This window comes from Streptomyces oceani (assembly GCF_001751245.1).
Taxonomy (GTDB): Bacteria; Actinomycetota; Actinomycetes; order Streptomycetales; family Streptomycetaceae; genus Streptomyces; species Streptomyces oceani.
In genome coordinates this window covers 46,907-72,239 of record NZ_LJGU01000108.1, presented here as the reverse complement: position 1 = coordinate 72,239, position 25,333 = coordinate 46,907, and the positions used below count along the sequence as shown (strand labels likewise).

Here is a 25,333-nt window from a genome sequence, read left to right as displayed (position 1 = left end):
ACGGCCAGCCGCGCGCCGGCGGCCCGTACGGGGAGCCGGACACGGGCGGTCCGTACGAAGCCCGGGGGGCCGAACAGGGCGACCCTGACTCAGGGGCGCGGAGCCGGGTGTCCGGGCGCCGGGGCGGCGCCGGGCGGGGGAAGTCCACCCGGCACGCCTACTATCCGGGCCGGCGGATGAGCCTCGGGGTGGTGCTGCTGCCGTTGCGCGTCTTCCTCGGCTTCATCTCGATCTACGCGGGGATGGGTAAGCTGTGCGATCCCGTGTACTTCGACGGCGGCGACCGTGGCTCCATGGTGACCTGGCTGCGCTCGCTGGAGCCGTGGGCCGTCGCCACCCCGCTGCACGACTTCGCGCTGGGGCATCCCGTCGGTGCCGGACTCACGGTCGCCTTCCTCCAGGTGATCATCGGGGTGCTCACCGTCTGCGGACTGTGGCAGCGACTCGCGGCCGGCACCGGCGCGGTGGTGTCCGCGGCGCTGCTGGTGACCGTGAGCTGGCACACCGTGCCGGCGTACGACGCCCCCGACATCGTCTACCTCGCCGCCTGGAGCCCGCTGATCATCGCGGGCGCCCCCGTCTACTCGATGGACGCCAGGCTGGCCGGCGAGGCATGGCGGCGGCTCGGCCCGCGCGTCGAACTGTGGGACCTGCGGCGCCGGGTGCTGCGTCGGGGCACCGCGCTGGCGACGGTGGTCGTGGGCTCCGCCCTGCTGGTGGGAGCGCTGTTGGGCGGCGCCGTGCGCTCGACTCAGACCGTGACGGTGCCCGACCCCGGCGAGCCGCCGCGGAACGAGTTGCCGGGCTCGCCGCTGCCGCGGGAGCCCGGCGCTCGGAACGGCCCGACCGGCCCGGGCCCGGACGGCACTCGGCAGAACCAGCGGGACCCTCGCCCGTCCGCGTCCAGCAGCTCCGGGCCGGCCGGCGCGGAGGAGCGGTCGTCGCCGGGCCAGCGGGAGACCGTACCGGCACCGCAGCCCTCCGCCCCCACCACCTCCGCCGGCCCGGAGGCACCAGCGCGACCCAGCGGGGGGAGCACCACCGCCGGGGACGGTACGACCGGCGCCGCGGCCACCGGGGGACCGCGCCGCGCCGCCAGCGGGGCACCCGACGGCAGCGGTGGCGGGGGCACCGGGGGTGGCGGCAGCACCTCGGGTTCGGGCGGCACCTCGGGCGGCCGGGAGGGCGGCAACGCCCTGGGTGGCCTGCTGGGTTGACGGGTGTACGGGAGGTACGGGGCGTGGCCCGGCTCCGGTGGGACGGCCACCGGCCGTACCGTCGGCTGACGCGGCGGTCCGGCGAACCCGGGCCGGCCGAACCCGGATCAGCCGCGCCCGAGTTCCTTCGCCGCCTCGGTCAGGTCCTTCGCGGTGTCGATGGCCCGCCAGTACGCGCCCTGCGGCAACGGGAAACCGGCCAGCCGCCGTTCGCGGGCCAGCCGGGGGAACGCCGTACGCTCGTGGTCGCCGCGGTCCGGAAGCAGCCCGGCGAAGTCGGCGGCGAAGGCGTACACCCCGGCGTTGATGAGGTAGGGCGAGGGCGGTGCCTCGATGAAGTCCAGGACATGGCCGAACTCGTCGGTCTCCACCGCCCCCCAGGGGATGCGTGGGCGGGCCAGCGCGAGGGTCGCGGTGGCGCCGCGTTCGGTGTGGAACTCGGCCAGCTCACGGAGCGAGAAGCGGGTCCAGATGTCGCCGTTGGTGGCGTACCACGCCTCGTCGGGGCGCGGCAGAGAGGCGGCGGCGAACTTCAACGCGCCACCCCTGCCCAGTGGTTCCGGCTCGATCACGGTGTGGGCCCGTAGCGGAAGGTCCGCCTCGCTGAGCCAGTCCTCCAGCACCCGGGCGAGATGACCGCAGGAGATGACGGCGTCGGTGACGCCCTCGGCCGCCAGCCAGGCCAGTTGGTGACCGATGATGGGCATGCCCGTGCCGGGGATCTCGACCATCGGCTTGGGACGGTCGTCGGTGTACGGCCGCAGCCGTGAACCCTGCCCGCCGGCCAGGATCACGGCCTGGCTGGGATGCGCCGGGGTCTGCGCCTGCTGCTCGGGAGCGTCACGGGTCATGACGGGACTCTACGTGGCGCTGCTCGCGCCGCGGCCGGCGGCTTGCGCTGCCCCACGAGCCCGTATGAGGCCCGCACGAGGCGCCCGCCCGAGCCCCGTACGGGCTCAGCCGGACTGCGCCACCCCGCTGGCGAACGAGGTGTCGCATACCGGGCGGGCGAAGGACTGCGCGCGGTGCGCGGCGCCGTACTTCTCGACGGCCGCGCGCCCCAACGACGTGGCGAGGGAGGCGCAGTGCTTCGCGAGCGAGGGCTTCCGCCGCATCTCCTGCTGGAGCTCGGTGAGCGCGACGCCCGGGTCCTGCTCGCGCAGCGTCTCGAGCAGCCGCTCCCGGAGCCGGTCCTGCGGCGACGCGGACTCCGCGCCCTCCGTGGCGCGGGGCCGCTCGCCGGCGCTGCCGGAGTCCGTGGCGGAGGTGAGGGCCCGCGTGTCGGCGGGCGGGCTCCCCCACGGCACGCGGGCCACCGCGAGCGTCCCGGAGAGCACCAGGACGACCGGGAGTACGAGGGCGAGGGAGCGGCCGATGCGGCGGACTGCTTGGTTCACACAGGGGATGGTAGCGAGCGGTGACGACAGAGCAACATACGGTCACTCGGTCGAGTGGTGGTAGCCCCACGCCGTTCGACCCCGCCGTACGGAACGGCGCACGGGCCGGCGGCCGTGCCAACGAAGTGGGGCCGCGTCCCCGGGAGTTCCCCGGACGCGGCCCCACTCGTACGAAACCCGCGGGGATCCGTACGAAGCCCCCGCGTGAGCGGGCAAGACGGGTCAGTCGCTGAGCCGCTCGCCGCTCGACGTGGCGAACACGTGGGTCTCGCCCGCACGCGGCACGACGTGGATCGTGGAGCCCTTCTCCGGCACCTCACGGCCGCTGACCCGGATCACCAGGTCCTTCTCGCCGCCGCCGATCTCCGCACTGCCGAAGACGTAGCCGTCCGCGCCGAGTTCCTCCACGACGTCCACGTGGACGGCCAGCCCCGCGTGCTCGTCCTTGGACTTGCTCGCCTTCTCGTCCTTGTCGAGCTTCCCGCCGCCGTCGCCGTTGACGATGTCGAAGTGCTCGGGGCGGCAGCCGACCGTGACCGTGGTGTCGCCCTTGTCGCTGGCACCGGACAGCGCCTCCCGCTCGACCGGCACGACACTGTTGCCGAACTTCACGCCGCCGTCCGTGATCGGCACCTCCACCAGGTTCATGGCGGGGGAGCCGATGAAGCCCGCGACGAAGAGGTTCTTCGGCTTGTCGTACATCCGGCGGGGCGAGTCGACCTGCTGCAGCAGCCCGTCCTTCAGCACGGCCACCCGATCGCCCATGGTCATGGCCTCGACCTGGTCGTGCGTGACGTACACGGTGGTGATGCCCAGCCGCCGCTGGAGGCTCGCGATCTGCGTACGCGTCTGGACGCGGAGCTTGGCGTCCAGGTTCGACAGCGGCTCGTCCATCAGGAAGACCTGCGGCTCCCGGACGATGGCGCGGCCCATCGCGACACGCTGCCGCTGACCGCCGGAGAGTGCCTTCGGCTTGCGGTCCAGGTAGCCCTGGAGGTCGAGGATCTTGGCGGCGTCCTCGACCTTCTGCCGGATCTCGGACTTGTTCACGCCCGCGATCTTGAGGGCGAAGCCCATGTTGTCCGCGACGGTCATGTGCGGGTACAGCGCGTAGTTCTGGAACACCATGGCGATGTCCCGGTCCTTCGGCGGAAGGTGGGTGACGTCACGCTCACCGATGCGGATGCTGCCCTGGTCGACGTCCTCCAGCCCCGCGAGCATCCGGAGGGAGGTGGACTTGCCGCAGCCGGACGGGCCGACGAGGACGAGGAACTCGCCGTCCTCGATGTCGATGTCGAGCTGGTCGACGGCGGGGTCTTTCGCGCCCGGGTAGATCCGGGTCGCCGAGTCATAGGTGACCGTGGCCATGTTGTCTCCTTCACCGGCAGGTACGTGCCGGACGATCCGTCGTAAAGGGTTTGTGGTCCTGTCGTCAGGACATTGAAGGGGACGTTAACCCGGGCGCGAGGCTTTTGTCAGTACCTCGCGTACGGAAAACCCCCGGTCGTCACGGTGCTCCGGGCGGGTACACTGCTCGGGCGCGCCGGCTTAGCTCAGTTGGTCAGAGCATCTGTCTTGTAAACAGAAGGTCGTCGGTTCGAATCCGACAGTCGGCTCCATGCAGACCAATGGCTCCCCTGATCAACAGGGGAGCCGCTCGGTCGTGGTGGGAGCCAAGCGACCGTCACGCCGCAATGCGCTTCGGCTGTCAGACCCCGGCCGTACGGTGAGCGCATGGATCGTCCACCACCCGGTATCGCCGTGACGCAGCGCATGTACGAGTTGCGCAAGGCGGGCCTCACCATGCCCGAGGTCGCCCGCCTCGTGAGTGCCGAGGGATACACCCTGCCTGGGGGCCGACACTCCAGTGCTGAGCCGCCCCGACGGAAGAGCGACCGGTACGGCCGTTGAACGGTCCCGAGTCCCCGGATGTTCACTGTCGGGAGCCGGGTTCCTGAACAATCCTTCGCGCCCTGGGATGAGAGGACTGCTCCTACCCGGCTGCGCTGCTCACCCGCGCTCCGTCTCGGAGTGGTCCCTGGCCGCCGGCTGGTCGGTCGATCCGAGAGAGGGAGGCGTCATGCTGTTCTGGTTCCTGGTCGTCGTGACGGCGGCTGTGGCGATCGTGTACGGCTACCGTCGTTGGCAACACCGGAAACGCCTCGTCCAGTCGTTGCACGAGGCCGTGCGACGGGGGGACCTCCGCGAGGTGCGGGACCGCGTCGAATCTGACCACAGCCTGCTCCACGGGACGGACACGTACGGCGATACGGCGCTCCACCACGCCTACCGGGACGAACGGTTCGACATGGCAGATCTACTCCTTGAACTCGGTGCCGAACCGTCGCTGACCAACAACAGGCGTGAGAGCCCCGAGCGGATCTTCGCCGCGCTCCGGCACGGGACCGCGCGGAGGTTGTTCGATGAAGCCGCTGCCAGCGATCACCCGCAGGTCGGCCAGTTCGGTGTGGATGAGCCGGACGCGTTGGGATGGACCGCACTGCATCTCGCGTATTACCACGGTCACGAGGACGCTGCCGAGCGGCTCATCGCCCTCGGCGCGGACGCGGACGTCCGGAACACGTACGGCCTCAAGCCACACCGTATGAGGGAGCTGGCCAAGACCGAGTCGCGGCTCCTGGAATTGGCCGCACTTCTGCGCCACGACTACACGGGGTCCGCCTCCTGGACCGACCCCGAAACCGCGAGCCGGCACTGCAGGTGGCTTCGGAATCAGCAGCACGCCATGTACAGCCTGGCGCTGTGGCGTGCCGTGAAACAGTCCGTCCCGAGAACCCGCAGTCTGCTTGGGGTGGCCATCCGGCTCGGCGTCGCGGAGTCGCTACCCGTGATGGCGTCGCTGTTGCATGACTTCGGGAACAAGAGGATCGCCACGGACTACCTGAACTGCGGAGCCACCGAGCTGGAAAGGGCCGCGAAAGGGTGGGCGTTGGCCCACGGATACACCGTGACCTACTCGAACGGTGTGTCCGGGGCCCGTTGGGGCTCGGCGTAAAGCGGCCTCTGGTTCGTCGGTGTTCCTCTCGGAGGCTCGCGCCTCCTGGGCGTGGCTCTGCCCGGGGCGGCTCCTCATGGCCCAGCGAACGGGAGATGCGTGGGAGAAACGTGTGAGAACGGCACCCCCGCGCTATCCCGCGGTGCTCGGTCGTAGGCATCGTCGACCGTCCCTGACCCGCCACGGGGCTCTGGCGTAGGCGGGCGAACGTTCGTGGTGCCGGCCCCGCGCAGTCTCGCCCTGGCCGTCGCCACGAACGGTCCCCTTCCGCAACGAACGTCGGAAGGGGACCGCGAGGGTTGGCTCCCGCTCCCATGCCGGGGCGCGGGAGCCGAGTGGCCGAGTGGCCAACTGGTCAGGTGGTCAGGCCCCGGTCGGTCAGCCGTTGACCAGACCCATGTACTTGTCCCAGTCCCAGTTCGGGCCCGGGTCGGTGTGGTCGTTGCCCGGCACCTCGCTGTGCCCGACGATGTGCTCCCGGTCCTTCGGGATGCCGTGCGTGTCGGCCAGGTGCTTCGTCAGCGCGGCGCTGGCCTGGTACATCGAGTCGGTGAACCAGGAGGGGTCGTCGACGTAGCCCTCGTGCTCGATGCCCAGCGAGGAGCTGTTGGCGTCCCGGGCGTGCCAGGCGGTGTCGCCGTCCCGCACCATCTGGGTGACCTCACCGTCCGAGGAGCGGATCACGTAGTGCGCGCTGACCTGCGCCTCGGGGTTCTGGAACCAGCTGATGCTGCCGGCGTACGAGCCCTGCGTGACGTGGATGACCACCTGGGAGATGTCCGCCGACCGGCCCGCGGTGTAGTTGGACTCGCTCGCCGGGACCCACAGGGCCGGCGGGTAGTCCTCGCTCTTCGTACCGACCTCGCCGACCTTGGCGTACTTGCCGCGGTCCGGGGAGACCCGCTGCGCCTCGGTGCGTACGGAGCCCTCGCCCTTCGGGTTGGCGCGTACGCCCTCGCCCAGGATCTCGTACGCGTTGTCCGCGTAGAGCTTGGCCAACTGCGGGCTGCTGGCGCCGGCGTAACGGGCGACCGCAGAATACCAGTTGGCGGGGTCCTCGCGCTCGGTGGCGGTCAGCCCGAGGGCGTCCGCGTGGGCACGGAGGACGGCGGCGCCGCCCTGGATGTTGACGGAGTCCTCGTTCTTGAGGTCCTTGACCGACTCCCCGGTGAGCTTCGCGGCCTTCTCCAGGCTCTGCCGGTCCGGGTTGCTGACCAGGTGCATGACGCCGTAGCCGTTGTCCTGGCTCGGCTTGCCGTTGTGCCCGTCCAGGTGGGTCTCGCCGTAGCCGACCGCCACGAGGAGGTCACGCGGTACGTCGTACTCCGCGGCCGCCTCGCTGAACGCCTCGCCCATCGAGGGGCTCTCCTCGGGCGGGCTGGCGGTCGCCGGTTGCATCGTGAAGGCGATCGCGGCGGCCACACCCGCGCTGCCGGCGGCCACCAGGCCGCGGCGCCAGGTCTTTCCGCGCACTGCGCTGCTCATACTCGTCCTCGCAACTCCCGGCGCGTCGTGGGGGGATGGAGAAGCCAGGTCCCTGTGGGAGGCGCGCGCGCCGGTGCGGCCCGTCCAGGGGCTGACGCTCAGACGGCCGTTGGCGTGCTGCGCTGGTTGGTGGCACCGGCCTCGGGGCAGGAACCTGTCATGCGCTCACTCGCCTGGAGGGGCGTGGGGGCCCGCAGTTCGGCGTGCTGTCCGACCGCCGGAAGCCAGCACAGCAAAACAGACAGAGTGTGTACACGACAACCCCATTGCCGTCATCCGTCCCGCACGTCAGCTTCACCCGTGGACGGTGCGCGCGGCGCGGTAAAGGCACGGCGCGGCGTGGCTCGAGGCTAGGTCCTGTCCGGCGGATCATGACGCGGTGGGCCGCTCAACGCTGACGTAGGGCGAAAGCTGACGAAGTGCTGGCGTCGCCGCCGTGAGCACTATTGACCTCAAGTGCGCTTGAAGTACGAGGCTCGGCGTCGATCACACCACATAGTTGGGGGTTTCCCATGACGACCGTGCGAGGGCTCGAAGAGACTGGCCCGTCGGGCGGCGAGGATGAGGTCGCGGAGGTCGTGGCGCGCTACGAGGCTGCGTTCAATGAGAACAGTGCCGGGGCGATGAACGCCCTCTTCTCGTCAGACACAGTCTTTGTCAACTTCAGCGGTACTTTGGTGTTCGGCGCTGACCACCTGTACCAGGCGCAATCCTTCGTCTTCGCTGAGGGCGGTCCCTTGGCCGACATCACGGTGAGCTACACCATCGAGAACATCGCCTTCCTCACGCCCGAGGTCGCCGTGGCTCATGCTCGCCAGAGGTCTGTCGGATCCGAGGGTCAGGAGGGGGACGCCAGTGATCCCATGGAAGGCATCTTGATGATGACACTGATGCGGGACGCTGCTGGACAGTGGCGCATCCGCATGGCTCAGAACACACCAGTTATCGCGCCGTAGGGGAATTGAAGCTGGCGTGATCAGCAGGGCCAGCGGGCGGCCTCCCCCTTCACCAGCGAGGTGGATCTTGCAGGTCAGGCCGCCCCGGAAGCGTCCGAGTCCCTCGTCGGGGCGGTGCTGCCGGGGCATGAGTCTTTTCCCGGCTACCCGGGGAGGCTTCTTGCTGGCCCCGGTGACGTGCTGGTGGGCGCGGCACGAGGTGGAATCCACGCTCACCATGGACCAGTCGATGCGGGCCCTCGGCATCGGCGTCGGCCAGGACGGCCGCGAAGATCTCGTCCCACGTGCCGTCCGCCGACCAGCGCCGGTGCCGTTCGTACACGGTCCTCCACGGCCCGAAACGCGCAGGCAGATCCCGCCAGGGCACTCCGGTGCGTTGTCGGTAGACGATCCCGTTGATGATCCTGCGGTGGCTGGCCCAACGGCCGCCGCGCTGCCCGAACATGGGCAGATGCGGCTTCAGCCGGGCCCATTCCTCGTTCGTGAGTCCCTGCCCCATGACCATGCCAACGGCCCGACTCCGAGACCGTCACAAGATCCGCCGGACAGGACCTAGTCCCAACCGCGCCCGGAGCGGCCCCGCTTCACCTCGGACCGCTGCTTCTTCTCCCGCAGCCGCCGCTCGTTGAGCCCACGCGGCTTCGGTTTCCGCCGACGCGGCGCCGGGGGTGGGGCCGTGGCCTCGGCGAGCAGGGCGGCCATCCGCTCGGCCGCCGCCTCCCGGTTACGCCACTGCGAGCGGTGCTCCGAGGCTCGTACGACCAGTACGCCATCGGTCAGCCGGCCGCGGAGCCGGTCCCGCGCGCGGTCCTTCCACTGCTGCGGGAGCGCCGTCGTCCGCTCCAGGTCGAAACGCAACTCGACGGCGGTGTCCGTGGTGTTGACGTGCTGTCCGCCGGGGCCCGAGGAGCGCGTGAAGCGCCAGCGCAGCTCGGCCTCCGGGAGGGAGACCGATCCGCGGATCACAGGTGGCTCGGACATGTGTCCATTGTCCCTTGTGTCGCCCGCGACGTCACGGGGATTTCGGGTACGTGCGGGGGTGCGCCGTACGGGCTCGTCGCTCCGGGTGCCGGGGTGCGCGGGAGCCGCGGGAAGTCGGTGAAGAACGCCCGGGAAGCTGGAACCGCCCTCGGATCGAGTGCGTTGAGCAGAGTGAGAGGGTGAAGGTTCCGAACCACCCAGAGTCCACACAGAGAAGGGCAAACCCCATGGCTGTAAGCCTGTCCAAGGGCGGCAACGTCTCGCTCACCAAAGAGGCGCCAGGTCTGACGGCCGTCACGGTCGGCCTCGGCTGGGACGTTCGTAGCACCACGGGCACCGACTTCGACCTCGACGCGAGCGCCATCGCTGTCAACGCCCAGGGCAAGGTCTACTCCGACCAGCACTTCATCTTCTTCAACAACCGCGCCACGCAGGACCAGACCATCGTGCACACGGGTGACAACATCACCGGTGAGGGCGAGGGCGACGACGAGCAGATCAACGTCAACCTGCAGGGCCTGCCGGCGGACATCGACAAGATCGTCTTCCCGGTCTCGATCTACGACGCCGAGAGCCGCAGCCAGAACTTCGGCCAGGTGCGGAATGCCTTCATCCGTATCGTGAACCAGCAGGGCGGCACCGAGATCGCGCGTTACGACCTGAGCGAGGACGCCGCCACCGAGACCGCCATGGTCTTCGGCGAGCTGTACCGGAACGGCGCGGAGTGGAAGTTCCGTGCCGTCGGCCAGGGCTACGCCGCCGGTCTCACGGGCATCGCCCAGGACTTCGGCGTCAACGTCTGATCTGGTTCTCCCCGATCGGTCGGCGCTGAGCGCTGACCGGGGGTCGTGCCGGACGACGACCAGACGGCGGCGTCCCCTCCGAGGAGGGGACGCCGCCGTGCATGTGCGTACGCGTGCCCACGGGGCGCCGGGCGTAACGGTTCGTCGGTTGGCGTTCGCGGGTGTGGGGGGCGGCGGCAGTGGGAACGGCAAAGGTTGGCGGCCCACAGAAAATCATGTGATGCGCATCGATATGGTCGAGTTTGCGATATATGCAGCCAACGTCTGACACTTCGGCTCCGACCGGCATCGACCCGGCCGCACAGCGGACGGCGGGGCATCAGAGACAGGAAGTGGCGATGAACCACGCGGACCACGGCCCTGGTGGCAGCGGACCGACCGCCGGCCGCGTGCCTCCGGAGGGGCCCGACGCCAGCCGGGCGTCGGCTCCCGGCCCCGCGCTCCCCGTCGACGGTTTTACGGCGGCGCGTACGAGCACGCCACCACCGGCCGGCGCCCAGTCCGCCGGCGTCCAGCCCGACAGACCGCCCGACGAGTCAGCCGACGGCCAGCCCGACGCACAGCGCACACGCGAGCCGTGGGGACATCCGGCGGCACACCTCGATGTCGCGTCCGCGCTGCTCGTGCTCGACACCGGCGGCGTCGTCCTCGCCTGCTCCCCGGAGGCCGCCGAACTGCTGGACGTGCCGGCGGCGGACGTGGTCGACCGCCCGGTGGACGAGTTGTTCCACGAAGCGGAGGCGAGTGTCCAGCAGCAACTGGTGGCGGCCACCGAGCAGCGGGACGCCCGGTCCGCGGAGTTCGTCGTACGTCCCAGGCCGCGCGCGGCGTTGCCGGCACGGCACGGCCGCGAGGCGGGAAACTCCGAAGCCGGGAGCCCCGGAACCGCGAGCGCCGAGGCGGAGGACGCCGGCGGGGCCGGGACCGACGAGCTGTACTGCTGGCTCACCGCGCTGGAGGAGGCCGGCCGGTCCGCGTACGGGCGGCCGGATCCGGCATGGCCCGGAGAGCTGGAAGGGGGCGTCGGCACCGGCGCGCCCCCCGGATACGTCCTGCATCTCTTCGCCATCCACCCGTCCCAGCGCGGGCTGGAGGAGGAGGCCATGCTGCGGGCGCTCTTCACCCAGCACCGGCTCGGCCTGGTGGTGCACGACGCGCGACTGCGGGTGACCCGGAGCAACCTCACCGCGGGCTTCGACTTCGTGGGGGACAGCGTGCACTGCGACCCGCCGCAGCAGCTGAGCGCCTTCCTGCTTCCGGAGGACGCCGCCGCCATCGAGGTTGACATGCGCCGGGCCGTGGAGCGCCGCGAGCCACAGATCAACGTGCACCACCGGATCCGGCACCGGAAGACCCCGCACGTCGAACGGGTCGTGTCGCTGACGGTCCTGCCGCTGAACGGGCCAGAAGGCGGGACCCGCGGCGTGATGTGCGTGTACACCGAGGTCACCGACCAGGAGGGCTACGGCGACCAGCTGGCCACCATCAACACCGCCGCCAGGCGCCTCGGCACCTCACTCGACGTGCGGCAGTGCGCCGAGGAGCTGGCCGACGTGCTCGTGCCCGCCTTCGCGGACCTCGTCGCAGTCGACCTCACCGAGCGGGTCCGGGTCGGCGAGGAGCCGGCGCAGATCGCCCGCGGCACCTCGTTGACCAGGGTCGCGGTCGCCGCCGCCGGCGGCGAGTGGCCGACCGAGCTGTACGGAGTGGGCGAGACCGCGCGGCTGCGTACCCTGGAGAGCGACTACCTGCGTGGCTTCTCCGCCGCGGTGCCGGACTGGGAGGCTATGAGCGCCGCCTTCGCCGACGACGAGCAGCGCCGCCGCCTCTTCCTCCCGCACGGTGGCTCCTCCTTCATGATCGCGCCGCTGCACGCCCGCGGCCTGGTGCTCGGGGCCGTCAACCTGTGGCGTACGGGCGACCGGGCGCCGTTCGACGGACGGTCCGCGGAGACGGCCGACGAGGTCGTCAGCCGGGCCGCGCTCGCCATCGACAACGCGCGACGCTACACCCAGGAGCGGCGTACGGCCGAGGCGCTGCGCCGCAGCCTGGTGCCGCCGGACACCGTGGAGGCGCACGCGGCCGAGGCGGCGGGTGCGTACCTGCCCGCGGCCGGCCCGGACGGGGGCGGCGGGTCCTGGTTCGACGTCATCCCGCTGTCCGCGGCCCGGGTGGCCTTCGTGATCGGTGACACCATCGGGCAGGGCCTGGAAGCCACCGCGGCCACCGGGAGGTTGCGTACGGCGGTCCAGACGCTCTCCGATCTCGATCTGCCGCCGGAGGACCTGCTCGCACATCTCGACGACCTGGTGCTGCGGCTCGCGGCCGCCGACCCGTCCGGCACGGCGGCGCAGGTCGAGGGCGCCAGCTGCCTGTACGCGGTCTACGACCCGGCCAGCGACTCCTGCCAACTCGCGAGCGCCGGCCACCCGCCGCCGGTCGTGGTCCACCCGGACGGGACGACCAGCCTGGTGGACTGTGCGCCGGGATCGGCGCTCGGGGAGGGTCGTACGCCCTTCGAACCGGTACGGCTCGACCTGCCGGCGGGCAGCCTCCTGGTCCTCTACTCCGGCAACCTGAGCGCTGCCTCTTCGTCTGCTTCTGCCGGTGCCGCCTCCCACGCCGAGGACGCTGGCCGGGACAGCGAGGACGCCGCTGCCGCCGGCCGGCTCCGCCGGGAACTGCGTACGGCCGCCCGAGAGCACCGGGCGCCCGCCGAGGTCGGGCAGGCGGCGCTGGCGGCCCTCACCAGCGGGCCGGCCAGCGCTGACACCATCCTGCTGGTCACCAGGCTGCACGGACTGGCCCCCTCGGACACCAGCTCCTGGGAGTTCGTGGCCGAACCCTCGGTCGTCGCCGCGGCGCGGGACCGGGCCCTGGCGCAGCTCGGCGAGTGGGGACTGGACGACCTGGCGTTCAGCACGGAACTGATCGTCAGCGAACTCATGACCAACTCCGTCCGGTACGCCACCGGCCCGATCGGGCTGCGCCTGATCAGGGACAGCACCTCGCTCTACTGCGAGGTGTCCGACACGACCCAGGCCCAGCCGCATCTGCGGCGTGCCCGGCTGACCGACGAGGGCGGGCGGGGGCTGTACCTCATCCACCAGCTGACGCACCGCTGGGGCAGCCGCTACACGTACGACGGCAAGACGATCTGGACGCAGCAGTTGCTGTCCCACGCCAGCGGCTCGGAGGAAGCCGAGGGTTGAGGCACCACCCGCGGCGGGGCGGTACCGCGGTGCGGCGCACCACCCCATGGCGACTCCGCCGTGCGGTGACCGACACGGCCCGTGTCAGGATCGGCCCGTGCTGGACATCGGTTACTCCCTCTCGCCCCGCTTCCCGGACCCGCCGCAGACCGACTACCGGTCGGCGGACGTGCGCGCGCTGCGGCACGACCTCTTCTGCGGCGACGTCTATCTCGCCGACACCAGGGCGGACCGTGAGCTGTCCACCCGGTGGGGGTGGGTGCCGGTGCTCGACTTCGCCTGGGCGCTGTGCGACACGGTGGAGCGGATCGGTGGCACGGCGGCGTACGCCGAACTCGACTTCACCGAGAGCACCGACTGTCTGGTCTTCGAGCGGCGGGCGGGCGCCGCCGGTGACTTCCTGGTGGAGATCACCGCCGACTGGCAGTACACGGACGAGCCGCCGCTGACCTTTCGGCAGGGCATGCTGCGGCGGGAGTCCCGGGACTTCCTGCACGACCTGCTCGCCGATCTCGTCGACATGCACGAGGGGCTGGGCGACAACCCGTCGGTGCTGGGACTGTACGGCCGCTTCCCCCGGATCTGACCCGCACCCGCCGCACCGCGCCCGCCAGGGCGCCGGACGCCGTCAGTCCGCCACCCGGATGCCGAGCTGGGCGGCGAACGCCGGGGCCAGCTCCATCAGTTGGGTGGAACTCAGCACGGCCCCGGCCAGCCCGGCGACGCCGGAGGCGATGTCCAGCCCGGCGGTCTGGCGCAGGTCCACGTCCCGCATCCGTGCCCCGTCGAAGGTGGCCTGACGCAGCGTGCAGCCGTGGAACGCGACCCGCTCCAGCCGGGCGCCCGCGAAGTCCGGCTCCACCAGCACGCAGTTCTCGAAGAGCACGTCCTTCAGGACCGCCTGCCGCAGGTTGCCGAACTCCACCTTGCCGCCGCGCACCCGCACCCGGGTGAGGCGCGCGCCGTGCAACTGGACACCCCCGAGCCGGGCGTCCTCGAGCCGTACGTCCCGGATCTCCGCGCCCGCCAGTGAAGCGCCCACGCCCTGCACACCGAGCAGCTCGGAGTCGATCAGCCGGGAGTTGCCCAGCCGGGTCTCCGTCAGCACGCAGCGGTATATCCCGCAGTCCAGGAAGGTGCTGCCGGCGGCGTCCGCGCCGCTGAGGTCGAGGTCGGTGAAGGACACGCCGTCATGGTCGTCGTCCGGGGCGAGTGAGCCGCCCTCGAAGGCGCGCAACCGCGGCAGGCGGATCTGTGGTTCCTGGGGTGCGGGCACCCTCCGTACCCGGGATGCTGACATGGGCCCCAGGATGCACCCCGCCACTGACAGTCCGTCCTGGCGGTACGCGCCGGCCGGGAGCCGTACGGGTCCGCCGGCTGGCCCGCGTCGAGCGGCGGGGTGGCCGTACGGGACACAGACTGGCCAGCATGAGCGAATCCTCTGACCGGGCGGCCGCCCTGCGACTGCGGATCGGCCGCGAGGAGTTGCTGGTCCGCCAGCGCTACGAGACCGCGAGCATCGTCAACGACATCCTCATCGCGGTCTGGTTCATCGTCGGCAGCGTGATGTTCTTCTCGGCGGACTGGACCCGCACCGGCACCTGGTGCTTCCTGCTGGGCAGCGTGGAGCTGTTGATCCGGCCGGTGATCCGGCTCAGCCGGCACGTCCACCTGGGTCGCTTCCACAACCGCTACGCCCAGCATGACCGCAGCGACCGGAAAGACCGCAGCGACCGGAAAGACGGCAGCGACCCGCACGACGGTCGCGGAGGCTCTCCGACGGGGGACGAGTCGACGCAGGACTTCTGAGTCCGAGCCCGAGGTCGAGCCCCCAGGCCGAACCCGAGTCGGCCGCCGTGTGGCCGCCCCGCTTGCGCCGCTCAGTCCAGTCCTCGGTAACGCCCCTGGTAGTACGTCAGCGGTCCGCCGTCCGCGGTGTGCGGCAGCGCGGAGGACAGCACCCGGGCGATCACGAGCGTGTGGTCGCCGGCCGGCACGCGGCGTTCCGTACGGCACTCGACGACCGCCAGCGCGTCGTCCACCAGGGGCGCGCCGGACACCGGGCCGCGGGAGTGCGGCACCTCCTGGAAGAGCAGCCGGTCGCTCAGCCGGCCTTTCATGGCGAACCGGCCGGCGGTCTGGCGCTGGTCCCCGGCGAGCACGGCGGCCGCCCACAGCGGCTGGCGCTCCAGCAACTCGTCCATCCGGGAGCCGTCCCGGACGCTCACCAGCACCATGGGCGGTTCGAGGGACACGGACATGAAGGCGGTGGCGGTCATCCCGACGTCCTCGCCGTGCGGTCCCTCGTCCGGGTCGAACGCCGTCACCAGCACCACGCCCGCCGTGAGCCGCGCCATGGCGGCCTTGAACTCGTCCTCGCTCACCCCCTCAGCATGCGGGATGGGGGCGGAAGTCTCGGATCGTACTGCTTGTGACACATCAGGAACGCTACGGGGTCGGCGCGCGTTCTTGCATCGGGCCCGAGGACGAGATCCCGGGGGTGGCGGTCCTACGACCCGCGTCGCGGGGCGGGTGTGCGCGCGTACCATCCGGCGCTCGCGTGCCGGGGGAAGGAGGCCCCTTCCACGCTGTGCGGTCAATTATGCTCGCATGGTTGTGACTTGAGTCACGTCTGAGGTTCAGACTTGACCGTGTGTACCGAGCGTGCAGCTGACTGTGATTCAGTGGACATGCACATGCATGTGCGCGTGGGGTCTCGGCAGCCGCGGTCCCACCACGCGGAGTACGACGCTCAGGGGGAGGCGATGGAGACCGAGTCGGAGCCCTACGTCCGCCTCGCCAGCCTGCGGCGACTGCACGAGGTCGTGGGGCAGTTGAACACCGCGCGCAGCCTGGCGGACACGCTGCAGGCGATCGCTGACGGCGTGGTCGACGGGCTCGGCTTTCGGCTGTGTGTGATGAACCTCGTACGCGCCGACGGCGATCTCGTGGTCGCCGCCGTCGCCGGCAGCGACGCGGCCGAGGCGACCATGTCCGGTCGCGTGGGCTCCCGTGCCTCCTGGGAGCGACGGCTGACCATGGGCGAGCGGTGGGGAGAGCTCCGGTTCATCCCGCACAGCGAGGGCTGGGTGCTCGAGGGCGACGACGTGCCGCAGTGGCACGCCACCGCCTCCGTGACCGAGGACCCTGACCGATGGCACCCCGTCGACCGGCTCTTCGCCCCGCTGCACGCCGCGGACGGCGAACTGCTCGGCGTGATCTCCGTGGACCGCCCGGACAACGGCCGTCGCCCCGGCGCATGGCGTCGCGAGGCCCTGCAGATGTACGCCTCGCAGGCCGCCATCGCGCTCAGCAACGCCCGGCTGCGGGCCAACATGCAGCGCGCGCTGGTCCGGTTGGAGCGCGAGCAGCAGGCGCTGCGGTCCAGCGAGGAGAGTTTCCGGCAGGCTTTCGAGTACGCGCCGAGCGGCATGGCCGTCGCGGAGATGGGGGGCGACCAGCACGGCCGGCTGGTGCGTACGAACGACGCGCTGTGCCGGCTGCTGGGCCGTACGGCCTCGGCCATGCGGCGGTACTCCTTCTCCGACCTCGTGCACCCGGAGGACATCGGCACCCTGCTGCGCACCTCGGCCGAGGGAGGCCGCGCGGAGTTGCGGCTGACGCGTCGGGACGGCTCGTACGTCTGGGTCTCCCTGCGGAACTCCGTGGTGGCGGACACCGCGGACGGTCCGCTGTTCCTGCTCACCCATGTCGAGGACATCGAGGAACGCAAGCGACACGAGCTGCAGTTGGCACATCGCGCCAGCCACGACTCGCTGACCGGGCTGCCGAACAGCGCCGAGCTGCGTGCCCGTCTGACCAGCCGGCTGTGCGCCGGTGCCGGGCCGGTGTCGGCGCTCGGTGGCCCTGATGGCACTGGTGGCCTGGACGCCCTGGGCGAGGACTTCGACGGGTACGGCTTCCCCCCGGGCGAGGGTGCCGGCGGGGGTGCGGGCGTGGGCGTCGCGGCGCACGATCCGTATCACGTGCACGCCGTGCCCCCGCGGGGCGACGGTCCGGGCGAGAAGGGGCTCGCCGTGCTCTTCTGCGACCTGGACGGCTTCAAGTCGATCAACGACCGGTACGGCCACCACAGTGGGGACGAGGTGCTGATCGAGGTGGCCCGGCGGCTGACCGGGCTGGTCCGGGACAACGACACGGTGGCCCGGCTGGGCGGCGACGAGTTCGTCGTGCTGGCCGACGGAGTGGGTCCGATGGAGGCGCAGGACCTCGCGGTGCGCCTGCGGAACGCCATCATCCCGCCGATCCGGGTGGACGGCCGTACGGTACGGGTCGGCGCCAGCTTCGGCATCGGCTGGGCCGGCTGCGGGATGACCGCGGAGGAGGTGCTGGCGTCCGCGGACCAGCGCATGTACGTGGAGAAGCGCTCCCGTTCGAAGGGGCAGCGCCGGGCCGGTTGAGGGCTGCCCTGGGGCGTTCCGAGGGCTTCGAAGGAGGTTCGTCCGCTGCTCAGTTCGCGGTTGGCATAGGTGTCGTACCGGACGTGTAGGCTCGCCCGGATACCAGCCGTAGCAGGGGAGAGTGACCGGGGATGACCGCCGACAACAACGGCACGGGTGCGTCGCGGGACGACGATCCGTTCGCCTATCTGTACCGGCCCGAGGGCGGCGGTACGGACGGGGCGGGGTCGGCGTATCAGGCCGGTGCTTCGCGACGCTCGGCGAACCAGGTCCGCGCCGTCGGCGAGCGGCAGTTCGGCGGCCAGGCCGGAGCGCAGCAGTTCCCGCAGCAGGCGGCACCGGGCGAGGGCCAGCCCAACGCGCACTACGCCGCGCCGGAGGTGATGGCCGGCGGCCGGGCGGCGCTGCGGCAGCAGGGCGGTGGCGCGCACGGCTCCCGCGGCGGGGGCGGCAACCGTACGGGGCTGTTGGCCGGCGCGGTCGCGGTGGTCGCGGCTGTCGTCCTGGGCATCGGCGCGGCGATGTACTTCAACGGCGGCGAGGAGGAGCAGGGCGCGCATGGCGACGCCTCGCCGAGCGCCTCCGAGGAGACCAAGCGCCCGCCGAAGGACAAGCCCAGCGGGGACGCCAAGCCGACGCCCGCCGACCTGCCGAAGGAGGACGCGGCGGCACTCCGGTTGGGTGGCGAGGCCCGGGTCGCGCGGGACATTCCCGGAGCCAAGGGCAAGGACGGGACCTATGTCGCGGGGATGGAGAATCCGGGCGCGAGCGCGCAGTGGACGGCCGACGTCGAGAAGGCCGGCAAGTACTGGTTCTACGTGCAGTACGGCGTGCCCGGCACCGACCAGCATCTCTCGCTCAGCGTGAACGACAAGCCGCACGCCACCGGCCTGGATATGAAGAACCACGCCGACGCCAAGAAGGGCGACTGGGAGAACGGCTGGACGTACACCTACGCCTTCGTGCAGCTCGACGAGGGCAGCAACACCTTCACCATCTCCTGCGGAGACGGTGACAAGTGCGACGTCAACCTCGACCAGGTGTGGCTGGCGCCGCCCGGCGAGAAGCCCGGGGAGAGCTGAGCACCCCCGGCCAGCCCGAGCCGCCCAGGTCAGCCCGGCGGACTGGCTCAGCCGGCGATGACCCGCAGGAAGTCCGCCACCGTCTCGGCCATCGCCTCCCGGCCGGGCGCGAGGTACTTCCGCGAGTCCATGGTCTCCGGGTGCGCCGTGAGGTGTTCCCGTACTGCCCCGGTGAACGCGGTGTTCAGCGCCGTGCCGACGTTGATCTTCAGCATGCCCGCCGCGACGGCCCGGACGATCTCCGTGTCCGGGACCCCGGAGGAGCCGTGCAGGACGAGCGGCACGGGCACCGACTTCCGTAGCGCGGCGATGAGTTCGTGGTCGAGCTCGGCGGTTCGCGCGGTCATGGCGTGCGAGCTGCCGACGGCGACGGCCAGGCCGTCGACGCCGGTGCGGTGGACGTAGTCGGCTGCCTCGGCCGGCTCCGTACGGGCGCCGGGGGCGTGCGCGTCCAGGGCGGGCTCGCCCTCCTTGCCGCCGACCTGGCCCAGCTCGGCCTCCACCCAGACGCCCCGGGCGTGGCCCTGGCGTACGGCGTCCGCGGTGGCGGCGACGTTGGCCGCGTAATCCAGTTGGGACGCGTCGAACATCACCGAGCCGAAGCCCTCGTCCAGCGCCGCCCTGAAGAGCCCGGGGTCGCGGACATGGTCCAGGTGCAGCGACAGCCGCGCGTCGGAGCCGCGCGCCACGGCGCCGGCCGCGGCGGCGATCGGGCCGAGCCGGCCGTCGTGGAACCGCACGGCGTTCTCGGATATCTGCAGGATGGCCGGCGCCCCCGCCCGCTCGGCACCGGCGGCGACGGCCTCCGCGTGCTCGAGGGTGATCACGTTGAAGGCGGCGACGCCGTGTGCCGACTGCTGGGCCTCGGCGATGAGTTCATCGGTGGGTACGAGGGGCATGCGGCCTCCAAGGTCGAGCGGTGTTCGATTCCCCGCGTGCGGTTCTGTGGGTACGGCTTCGATCCCGAGGGTCCGGTGTTACTCCGGGGTTCGCTCGCCTCCCCGCTCCGGGTTCTGTGGGTACAGCGAGTGAGCATGGGGTCTCCCCAGGCCGGAGGCCGAGGGGACGAGCGAGGGACGAGCGAGTGCGGTGTCGAGGAGTGTCGACACTGGGTACGAGCGCTCGGAGGCGAACCGAGCGCATAAGAGGCCCCATCACGCCTCCACCGCTTCGACCTGCGGCAGCAGGTCCGCGTACGCCGCCTCGTCGAACTCGCCGGCCGCCGGCGCCCGTACGCTCGCCGCCGACAGGGCGACCGCTCGGGTGATCCGCTCGGCCCAGGACAGCCGCTCCACGGTCCCGGAGAGCAGACCGGCCACCGCGGCGTCCCCCGCGCCGGTCGGGTTGCCCTTCAGTTGCCGGGGTGGCGTGGCTCGCCAGGAGCCGTCCGGGGTGACGGCGAGCAGACCGTCCGGGCCGAGGGAGACGGCGACCGCGTGTGCGCCGCGGCGCCTGGCCTGGTGGGCGCCCCGCACGGGATCGGAGCTGCCGGTGATGCCGGCCAGTTCCTCGGAGTTGGGCTTGACGATCTCGGGCCGCGCGGCGAGTCCGCGCAGCAGCGGCTCGCCGCTGGTGTCCAGGAGCACCGGGATGTCGGCGGTCCGGCACTCCCGCACGAGCGTTGCGTACGCGCCCACCGGTACGCCCGGCGGCAGGCTTCCGCAGAGCGCCACCGCGTCGGCGCTGGGGAGGAGTTCGCGGTAGGCGGCGAGGAAGGCGGACCATTCCTCCGGGGCGATGTGCGGGCCGGGTTCGTTGAGTTGGGTGGTGTCGCCGGTGGACTCGTCGACGACGGCGACGGTGCGTCTGGTGTGCCCCTTCGTACGGACCAGCGCGTCGGTCAGGCCGGCGGCGCCCGGGGCGGCGTTCAGCAGTTCGCGCAGTTGGCTGCCGGTGGGTCCGCCGGCGAAGCCGGTGATCACCGCGGCCTGACCGAGGGACGCCAGGACCCGGGCGACGTTCAGCCCCTTGCCGCCAGGCCGCTCCGTGACCTCGCGGACCCGGTGGGAGCCGTGCGGCTCCAGGCGCGGGACGCGATAGGTGAGGTCGACAGCGGTGTTGAGCGTCACCGTCAGGATCACGCGGAACAACCCCCTACGGGACAAGCCATGGTCTGGGGCGGGCAGGGACTGCGGGCGGCGTACGGACCGCGGGCGGGCGCCCGCAGCGTACGTCAGGGTCGCGCGCTCCCCACGAGGTGGCAAGCGGGAGTGATCAGGGCCTTCCCGGGTGGCACGCGCCGCTCCGCTCGCCCCGGCTCGTCGGAACGGCCCGCCATTATCCCACCGTGGGCGGCACGATCCATTCCCCCTTGCGCATGACGCCGGCGAGCGCGAACTCCGCGTCGAGCACCACCAGATCGGCGTCCTTCCCGACCTCGAGGCTGCCGACCCGGTCGGCCACTCCGAGCAGCCGGGCCGGATTCCCGCACAGGGCCCGTACGGTGTCCGGCACCGACAGTCCGTCCACGGTCACCGCGCGCCGGAACGCCTGGTCCAGGGTCAGAGTGGAGCCCGCGATGGAGCCGGTGTCGGCGAGCCGAGCCACCCCGTCCCGCACCTCCACCCGCATCGGCCCCAGCGTGTAGGGGCCGTCGCCCACCCCGGTGGCGCTCATCGCGTCGGTGATGAAGGCGACGCGTTCCGCGCCCGCGTGCCGGAAGGCCAGCTGCAGGACGGCGGGGTGCAGGTGCGTGCCGTCGTTGATCAGCTCGACCGTGATCCGCTCGTCCGCCAGCAGCGCGGCGATCGGCCCGGGGGCGCGGTGACCCAGCCCGGGCATCGCGTTGAAGAGGTGGGTGGCGACGCTCGCGCCCGCGTCCACGGCGGCGCGGGTCGTGTCGTACGAGGCGTCGGTGTGGCCGATCGCGGCGATCACGCCGTGCTCGACGAGCAGCCGTACGGACTCCAGGCCGCCCGGGAGTTCGGGGGCGAGGGTCATCATGCGGGCGGTGCCGCGCGCCGCGTCGATGAGCTTGCGTACGTCCGCGGGGTCCGGGTCACGCAGCAGTGTGGGCTCGTGCGCGCCGCACCTGTCGGCCGAGATGAACGGTCCCTCGAAGTGCAGGCCCGCCAGGTCGCCCTGCTCCACCAGCTCGCTCAACGCCCCGGCCTGTCGGGCGAGGTCGTCGAGGTCGCCGGTGACGGTGGAGGCGACCATGGTGGTGGTGCCGTGCCGCCGGTGGGTGTGGATGACGCGTCGCGCCTCCTCGGCGACGTCCGTCGAGAAGGACGTGCCGCCGCCGCCGTGCACGTGCGTGTCCACGAAGCCGGGCAGCAGCCAGTGGCCCGTCAGGTCGTACGAGGCGCAGGCCGGGTCGGCTGCCGGGCCGGCAGGGGGACCGGCCGCCGAGTCAGCGGCCCGGCCGGGACCGTGCGCGGTGATGACCGCCCCCTCGACCGTCAGCGTGACGTCCTCCGTCACACCGTCCGGCAGCACCGTCCGTGCTCCGGTGAGTACGGTGCGTCGGGCCGTCCCGGAGCCCGTGGCGTTGATCTTCGCCGTGTGTGCGGTCATCGAGAGGGAACCTCCGCGGTGTGTTGGTCCCAGGCGAGGAGTCCCGCGCCCAGGCAGCCGGCCGAGTCCCCGAGGGTGGCCGGGACGATGGTGGGTAGCTGCTGGAAGGTCACTCGGTCACGCAGCGCGTCCCGCAGTGGGGCGAACAGGGTTTCGCCCGCCTCGGCCAGGCCGCCACCGATGATCAGCGTGCGTGGGTCGAGCAGTGTGAGGGAGATGACCAGGCCGTCGGCCAGGGCCGCGACGGCCTCCTGCCAGACCCGTACGGCGCGGGCGTCACCGGCGTCGACGGCCTTGGCGGCGTCCGCCGCCGTGGCGCCCGGGTCGCCGCTGGCGGCGGCCCACTCGCGGCCGACGGCGGTGGCGGAGGCCAGCGTCTCCAGGCAACCACGCTGCCCGCACGGGCACTCCCGGCCGCCCGGACGCACCACCACGTGCCCGATCTCGCCCGCGCTGCCGTGCGCGCCCGGCTCGACCCGGCCGTCGAGGCCGATCGCGCCGGCGATGCCCGTACCGAGTGGCACGAACAGGAACCGGTCGACGCCCGCGCCCGCGCCGACGCGCCCCTCGGCGAGCCCGCCGGTGCGCACGTCGTGGCCGAGCACGACGGGCAGTTCGGGGCCGAGCCGGTCGCACAGCAGTTGGCGCAGCGGGACGTCGCTCCAGCCGAGGTTGGCGGCGTAGCGCGCGACGCCCGCGGCCGTGTCGACGATGCCGGGCAGTACCACACCGACGGCGAGCGGCGGCGTTCCGTACCGCTCCAGGCCGTAGTCGCGCAGCTCGGCGGCGAACCCGAGGACGGTCTCCACCACCGCGTCCGGGCCACGCTCGCGCGGGGTGTCCCGGCGGGTCTCGTGCAGCCGCGCGTACTCCGGGCCGGGGCCGATGAGGGCGGCCTTCATGCCGGTGCCGCCCACATCAAGGGCGATGACGTATGGACTCACAGCGCTAAGTCTCACCCGAGGAGGCTGGAGAGGTCTAGTCCAGTTGTCCGATCTCTGCGAGAACCCGCGTGAACGGGACGGGGATTCCGCGTCATTCGGCGCGTATCACCCGCCCGAGCGCCGGCCCGAGCGGGCGTCCGACGCCGCTGGACGTACGGCACGGGCGGTCGCTTACGGTCTGGGCGGTCGGCTCGTACGGTCCGCGAGCCCCGCGAGGCGGTGCGCTCGTCCGGGCGGCACGCCTCGCCGCACGGCCTCCGCACGGCCGCTCAGGACCCGGCAGCCGCCGAGCCGTCCAGCACCACGCTGCGCGTGAGGTTGCGCGGCTGGTCCGGGTCGAAGCCGCGTTCCTCGGCGACCGCCACCGCCAGCCGCTGCGCCCGCACCAGGTCGGCCATCGGATCGAGCCCGCGCCCGTCCGTGGCCTCCGACACCAGCGCCCCGCCGACCCGCGCGACCTCGTCGGCCAGCCCCTCGGGCGGCTCGCCGAACAGCCAGACACAGCGGCCGGGACCGGTGATCGCGATCGGCCCGTGCCGGTACTCCATTGACGGGTACGCCTCGGTCCACGCCCCGGCGGCCTCCCGCATCTTCAGCGCCGCCTCCAACGCCAGGCCGTACGCCCAGCCGCGCCCCAGGAAGGTCCACTGCTCCGCCTCCAGCGCACTACCGGGCAGCGGGCCGGCGAGGGCGAACTCCGCGTCCGCCGCCGCGTCCGTGACCGCCTTGGCCGGCAACGGGCCGTGCTGCTCCAGGCCGGCTCGAAGAAAGGCCAGCGCACTGGTCGCGAACCGGGTCTGCACGACGGAGCGTTCGTCCGCGTGGTCGAGCACCGCCACATGGTCCGCGGCGTCCATCACCGGGGTCGCCGGGTCGGCGGTCAGCGCGACGGTCCGCGTACGATCCCGCAACTCGCCCAGCAGCCCCAGCACTTCGGTGGTGGTGCCGGAACGGGTGACGGTCACCACGCGGTCGTACGACTCCGCCCGCGAGGCGGGGAACTCGGAGGCCGCGAAGGCGTCCGTCTCGCCCTGCCCCGCGGCCTCCCGGAGCGCCGCGTACGCCTGGGCCATGAACCACGAGGTGCCGCACCCGCTCACCGCCACCCGCTCGCCGCGCTGCGGCAGTGCCGCGCCGAACCCGGTGGCCTCCTCGGCCGCGCGGCGCCAGCAGTTCGGCTGGCTCTCGATCTCCTCGGCGGTACGGGACTGCCCGGTGGTGCCGAACTGGCCGTAGCCGGGGGACTCTCCGTGCTTTTCCTGACCGGGCGTGGCGGCCATGCGGGACTCCTCGGGGTGCGAGCGTTGCTGCTGGTGCGGTGTTGGTGCGGTGTTGGTGCGGTGTTGGTGCGGTGCTTCTGCGGTGCCGGTCGTGCGGCGCCCGCTGGCGTGGCCGAGGGGTCGACTCGACCTCGCCGTCGACTGGCTACCCGTAACTCCCCGTGCCCAAGCATCGGGCGGGGCGTCACGGGAAACCGGCGGGCACGCCCGCGGACTCGACCGCGCCCAGCCCCGAACGTCGTACACGGTGCCTGGTCAGCATCCTGCCCGGGCGTTCGTCCGGGCCACGATACCGTCACTGGTGTAGACCGCGGAAGCGTCAATCGCCGGTCCGTATCGTGCACGTACGGTCGCTGTCGTGTGGTCGGCACGGTGCCGGGCCGGCGGCCGAGTAGGTTGTACGGATGGCCGGGACCGAGCACGAACACGAGCGCGCGGACGGGGAAGCGGACGGCGAAGCCGACCGGGAAGCGGAGCGGTCAGGCGCGGCCTCGGGCGGACTGTCCGCGCGGGACCGGTCCGTGCTCGCCCTGGAGCGCCTCGGCTGGTCCGGTCCGGGCGCGAAGGAACGCGCCATCAGGGAACGGCTCGACATCTCGCCGACCCGCTACTACCAGCTGCTGAACGCCCTGTTGGACGACCCGGCCGCGCTGGCGCACGACCCGCTGACGGTCAACCGACTGCGCCGCCGGCGCGCGGTCCAGCGCGCCCGCAGGGACCCCGAAGACCCGGCCTGACCGCACGCGCGCTCACCGCCGACCGGCACCGCACGTCGTACGGTCCGCACCGCACGTCGTACGCCCGCACCCGGCGTAGGCTCGGGCCATGGGCAGCGATTCCCCTCCCGAACCCGTCCTCCCCACCCCCCACTCCGCAGCCGGACGCGACGGCCTCGCCGCGCTACTGGCCCGCCCCGCCCGTGCGGTCGTCGCGCTGGACTTCGACGGCACCCTGGCCCCGATCGTCCCGGACCCCGAGCAGGCCCGCGCGCATCCCCGCGCGGCGGCCCTGCTGGCCCGGCTC

The 25,333-nt window shown here is 72.0% G+C and carries 22 protein-coding genes, 1 tRNA gene and 3 pseudogenes; 13 read left to right on the top strand and 13 right to left on the bottom strand.

Going from position 1 to position 25,333, the window contains the following annotated elements:
• On the top strand, positions 1–1,217 hold a 1,217-nt coding region (locus tag AN216_RS26490), incomplete at its 5' end, for a DoxX family protein (RefSeq protein ID WP_107401898.1).
• Positions 1,218–1,324: 107 nt separating this feature from the next.
• Here the strand turns inward: AN216_RS26490 and AN216_RS05055 are convergent.
• The 3 genes from AN216_RS05055 to AN216_RS05045 all read right to left on the bottom strand — a co-directional run bounded on the left by AN216_RS05055 (position 1,325) and on the right by AN216_RS05045 (position 3,982).
• Positions 1,325–2,068 carry a nucleotidyltransferase family protein gene (locus AN216_RS05055; RefSeq protein WP_070195367.1) on the bottom strand — a complete coding sequence of 248 codons (744 nt, stop codon included), beginning with the start codon at positions 2,066–2,068 and terminating at the stop codon, positions 1,325–1,327.
• 105 nt (positions 2,069–2,173) lie between these two features.
• Positions 2,174–2,614, bottom strand: coding sequence for a hypothetical protein (locus tag AN216_RS05050; protein ID WP_070195366.1), 441 nt, complete (start codon positions 2,612–2,614; stop codon positions 2,174–2,176).
• A gap of 222 nt (positions 2,615–2,836) precedes the next feature.
• Positions 2,837–3,982: an ABC transporter ATP-binding protein gene (locus AN216_RS05045; protein ID WP_070195365.1), complete on the bottom strand. Its 1,146-nt coding sequence runs from the start codon at positions 3,980–3,982 to the stop codon at positions 2,837–2,839.
• A 174-nt stretch (positions 3,983–4,156) separates the two neighbouring features.
• Between AN216_RS05045 and AN216_RS05040 the strand changes: the two genes are divergently transcribed.
• From AN216_RS05040 to AN216_RS05035, 3 genes are all read left to right on the top strand, one after another.
• Positions 4,157–4,233, top strand: a tRNA-Thr gene (locus tag AN216_RS05040).
• 115 nt (positions 4,234–4,348) lie between these two features.
• Positions 4,349–4,525 carry a hypothetical protein gene (locus tag AN216_RS29050; protein WP_170843031.1) on the top strand — a complete coding sequence of 59 codons (177 nt, stop codon included), beginning with the start codon at positions 4,349–4,351 and terminating at the stop codon, positions 4,523–4,525.
• Between the two features lie 262 nt (positions 4,526–4,787).
• Positions 4,788–5,630 (top strand): ankyrin repeat domain-containing protein, encoded by an 843-nt coding sequence (locus tag AN216_RS05035; protein WP_170843030.1) that lies wholly within the window; start codon positions 4,788–4,790, stop codon positions 5,628–5,630.
• 381 nt (positions 5,631–6,011) lie between these two features.
• On the opposite strand, the pseudogene AN216_RS05030 reads toward AN216_RS05035, so the two are convergent.
• Positions 6,012–7,115: pseudogene (locus AN216_RS05030) on the bottom strand (N-acetylmuramoyl-L-alanine amidase); the annotation flags it as partial.
• 512 nt (positions 7,116–7,627) lie between these two features.
• On the opposite strand from AN216_RS05030, the gene AN216_RS05025 reads away from it, so the two are divergent.
• Positions 7,628–8,071 carry an SgcJ/EcaC family oxidoreductase gene (locus tag AN216_RS05025; protein ID WP_070195362.1) on the top strand — a complete coding sequence of 148 codons (444 nt, stop codon included), beginning with the start codon at positions 7,628–7,630 and terminating at the stop codon, positions 8,069–8,071.
• A gap of 12 nt (positions 8,072–8,083) precedes the next feature.
• Here AN216_RS05025 and AN216_RS26485 read toward each other — a convergent pair.
• Positions 8,084–8,570: pseudogene (locus tag AN216_RS26485) on the bottom strand (IS5 family transposase); the annotation flags it as partial.
• A 53-nt stretch (positions 8,571–8,623) separates the two neighbouring features.
• The gene (gene arfB / locus AN216_RS05020; RefSeq protein ID WP_070195361.1) at positions 8,624–9,052 is read right to left on the bottom strand and encodes an alternative ribosome rescue aminoacyl-tRNA hydrolase ArfB; all 429 of its coding nucleotides are present in this window, start codon (positions 9,050–9,052) and stop codon (positions 8,624–8,626) included.
• 227 nt (positions 9,053–9,279) lie between these two features.
• On the opposite strand from arfB, the gene AN216_RS05015 reads away from it, so the two are divergent.
• The 3 genes from AN216_RS05015 (at position 9,280) to AN216_RS05005 (ending at position 13,653) form a co-directional block, all read left to right on the top strand.
• On the top strand, positions 9,280–9,855 hold the full coding sequence (locus AN216_RS05015) for a TerD family protein (protein WP_070195360.1): 576 nt from the start codon (positions 9,280–9,282) through the stop codon (positions 9,853–9,855).
• Between the two features lie 338 nt (positions 9,856–10,193).
• On the top strand, positions 10,194–13,067 hold the full coding sequence (locus tag AN216_RS05010; protein WP_070195359.1) for a SpoIIE family protein phosphatase: 2,874 nt from the start codon (positions 10,194–10,196) through the stop codon (positions 13,065–13,067).
• A gap of 97 nt (positions 13,068–13,164) precedes the next feature.
• On the top strand, positions 13,165–13,653 hold the full coding sequence (locus AN216_RS05005) for a hypothetical protein (RefSeq protein WP_070195358.1): 489 nt from the start codon (positions 13,165–13,167) through the stop codon (positions 13,651–13,653).
• A 42-nt stretch (positions 13,654–13,695) separates the two neighbouring features.
• On the opposite strand, the gene AN216_RS05000 is transcribed toward AN216_RS05005, so the two are convergent.
• Positions 13,696–14,367, bottom strand: coding sequence for a pentapeptide repeat-containing protein (locus AN216_RS05000; RefSeq protein WP_070195357.1), 672 nt, complete (start codon positions 14,365–14,367; stop codon positions 13,696–13,698).
• Between the two features lie 128 nt (positions 14,368–14,495).
• Between AN216_RS05000 and AN216_RS26480 the strand changes: the two genes are divergently transcribed.
• Positions 14,496–14,876: a YrhK family protein gene (locus tag AN216_RS26480; RefSeq protein ID WP_079166271.1), complete on the top strand. Its 381-nt coding sequence runs from the start codon at positions 14,496–14,498 to the stop codon at positions 14,874–14,876.
• A 71-nt stretch (positions 14,877–14,947) separates the two neighbouring features.
• On the opposite strand, the gene AN216_RS04990 is transcribed toward AN216_RS26480, so the two are convergent.
• Complete coding sequence (locus AN216_RS04990) at positions 14,948–15,424, bottom strand: flavin reductase family protein (RefSeq protein ID WP_420855689.1); 477 nt, start codon at positions 15,422–15,424, stop codon at positions 14,948–14,950.
• A 408-nt stretch (positions 15,425–15,832) separates the two neighbouring features.
• Between AN216_RS04990 and cdgB the strand changes: the two genes are divergently transcribed.
• Together cdgB and AN216_RS04980 are read left to right on the top strand one after the other, a co-directional pair.
• Complete coding sequence (cdgB, locus tag AN216_RS04985) at positions 15,833–17,488, top strand: diguanylate cyclase CdgB (RefSeq protein ID WP_070195394.1); 1,656 nt, start codon at positions 15,833–15,835, stop codon at positions 17,486–17,488.
• A gap of 131 nt (positions 17,489–17,619) precedes the next feature.
• On the top strand, positions 17,620–18,570 hold the full coding sequence (locus tag AN216_RS04980) for a carbohydrate-binding protein (protein ID WP_070195355.1): 951 nt from the start codon (positions 17,620–17,622) through the stop codon (positions 18,568–18,570).
• A gap of 47 nt (positions 18,571–18,617) precedes the next feature.
• Here AN216_RS04980 and AN216_RS04975 read toward each other — a convergent pair whose 3' ends face one another.
• From AN216_RS04975 to AN216_RS04955, 5 genes are all read right to left on the bottom strand, one after another.
• Complete coding sequence (locus tag AN216_RS04975) at positions 18,618–19,469, bottom strand: class II fructose-bisphosphate aldolase (protein WP_070195354.1); 852 nt, start codon at positions 19,467–19,469, stop codon at positions 18,618–18,620.
• A gap of 255 nt (positions 19,470–19,724) precedes the next feature.
• Positions 19,725–20,651: a 1-phosphofructokinase family hexose kinase gene (locus AN216_RS04970; RefSeq protein ID WP_070195393.1), complete on the bottom strand. Its 927-nt coding sequence runs from the start codon at positions 20,649–20,651 to the stop codon at positions 19,725–19,727.
• A gap of 196 nt (positions 20,652–20,847) precedes the next feature.
• Positions 20,848–22,086 carry an N-acetylglucosamine-6-phosphate deacetylase gene (gene nagA, locus AN216_RS04965; protein ID WP_070195353.1) on the bottom strand — a complete coding sequence of 413 codons (1,239 nt, stop codon included), beginning with the start codon at positions 22,084–22,086 and terminating at the stop codon, positions 20,848–20,850.
• Entirely contained in the window at positions 22,083–23,030 is a 948-nt protein-coding gene (locus AN216_RS04960; RefSeq protein WP_079166269.1) for an ROK family protein, read from the bottom strand. The genes nagA and AN216_RS04960 overlap by 4 nt, the downstream gene beginning before the upstream one ends.
• Positions 23,031–23,299: 269 nt before the next feature.
• Complete coding sequence (locus AN216_RS04955) at positions 23,300–24,310, bottom strand: SIS domain-containing protein (RefSeq protein WP_244502319.1); 1,011 nt, start codon at positions 24,308–24,310, stop codon at positions 23,300–23,302.
• A 404-nt stretch (positions 24,311–24,714) separates the two neighbouring features.
• Between AN216_RS04955 and AN216_RS04950 the strand changes: the two genes are divergently transcribed.
• On the top strand, positions 24,715–25,047 hold the full coding sequence (locus AN216_RS04950) for a DUF3263 domain-containing protein (RefSeq protein ID WP_079166268.1): 333 nt from the start codon (positions 24,715–24,717) through the stop codon (positions 25,045–25,047).
• Between the two features lie 88 nt (positions 25,048–25,135).
• Positions 25,136–25,333, top strand: a pseudogene (locus AN216_RS04945) (trehalose-phosphatase); the annotation flags it as partial.

What these genes read in the sequence shown, in the direction of transcription:
- AN216_RS05055 (WP_070195367.1), bottom strand. Translation starts at nt 2,068, where the DNA reads ATGACCCGTGACGCTCCCGAGCAGCAGGCGCAGACCCCGGCGCATCCC.
- AN216_RS05045 (WP_070195365.1), bottom strand. Translation starts at nt 3,982, where the DNA reads ATGGCCACGGTCACCTATGACTCGGCGACCCGGATCTACCCGGGCGCG.
- AN216_RS29050 (WP_170843031.1), top strand. Translation starts at nt 4,349, where the DNA reads ATGGATCGTCCACCACCCGGTATCGCCGTGACGCAGCGCATGTACGAG.
- AN216_RS05025 (WP_070195362.1), top strand. Translation starts at nt 7,628, where the DNA reads ATGACGACCGTGCGAGGGCTCGAAGAGACTGGCCCGTCGGGCGGCGAG.
- arfB (WP_070195361.1), bottom strand. Translation starts at nt 9,052, where the DNA reads ATGTCCGAGCCACCTGTGATCCGCGGATCGGTCTCCCTCCCGGAGGCC.
- AN216_RS05015 (WP_070195360.1), top strand. Translation starts at nt 9,280, where the DNA reads ATGGCTGTAAGCCTGTCCAAGGGCGGCAACGTCTCGCTCACCAAAGAG.
- AN216_RS05010 (WP_070195359.1), top strand. Translation starts at nt 10,194, where the DNA reads ATGAACCACGCGGACCACGGCCCTGGTGGCAGCGGACCGACCGCCGGC.
- AN216_RS05000 (WP_070195357.1), bottom strand. Translation starts at nt 14,367, where the DNA reads ATGTCAGCATCCCGGGTACGGAGGGTGCCCGCACCCCAGGAACCACAG.
- AN216_RS26480 (WP_079166271.1), top strand. Translation starts at nt 14,496, where the DNA reads ATGAGCGAATCCTCTGACCGGGCGGCCGCCCTGCGACTGCGGATCGGC.
- AN216_RS04990 (WP_420855689.1), bottom strand. Translation starts at nt 15,424, where the DNA reads ATGGCGCGGCTCACGGCGGGCGTGGTGCTGGTGACGGCGTTCGACCCG.
- cdgB (WP_070195394.1), top strand. Translation starts at nt 15,833, where the DNA reads ATGGAGACCGAGTCGGAGCCCTACGTCCGCCTCGCCAGCCTGCGGCGA.
- AN216_RS04980 (WP_070195355.1), top strand. Translation starts at nt 17,620, where the DNA reads ATGACCGCCGACAACAACGGCACGGGTGCGTCGCGGGACGACGATCCG.
- AN216_RS04975 (WP_070195354.1), bottom strand. Translation starts at nt 19,469, where the DNA reads ATGCCCCTCGTACCCACCGATGAACTCATCGCCGAGGCCCAGCAGTCG.
- nagA (WP_070195353.1), bottom strand. Translation starts at nt 22,086, where the DNA reads ATGACCGCACACACGGCGAAGATCAACGCCACGGGCTCCGGGACGGCC.
- AN216_RS04955 (WP_244502319.1), bottom strand. Translation starts at nt 24,310, where the DNA reads ATGGCCGCCACGCCCGGTCAGGAAAAGCACGGAGAGTCCCCCGGCTAC.
- AN216_RS04950 (WP_079166268.1), top strand. Translation starts at nt 24,715, where the DNA reads ATGGCCGGGACCGAGCACGAACACGAGCGCGCGGACGGGGAAGCGGAC.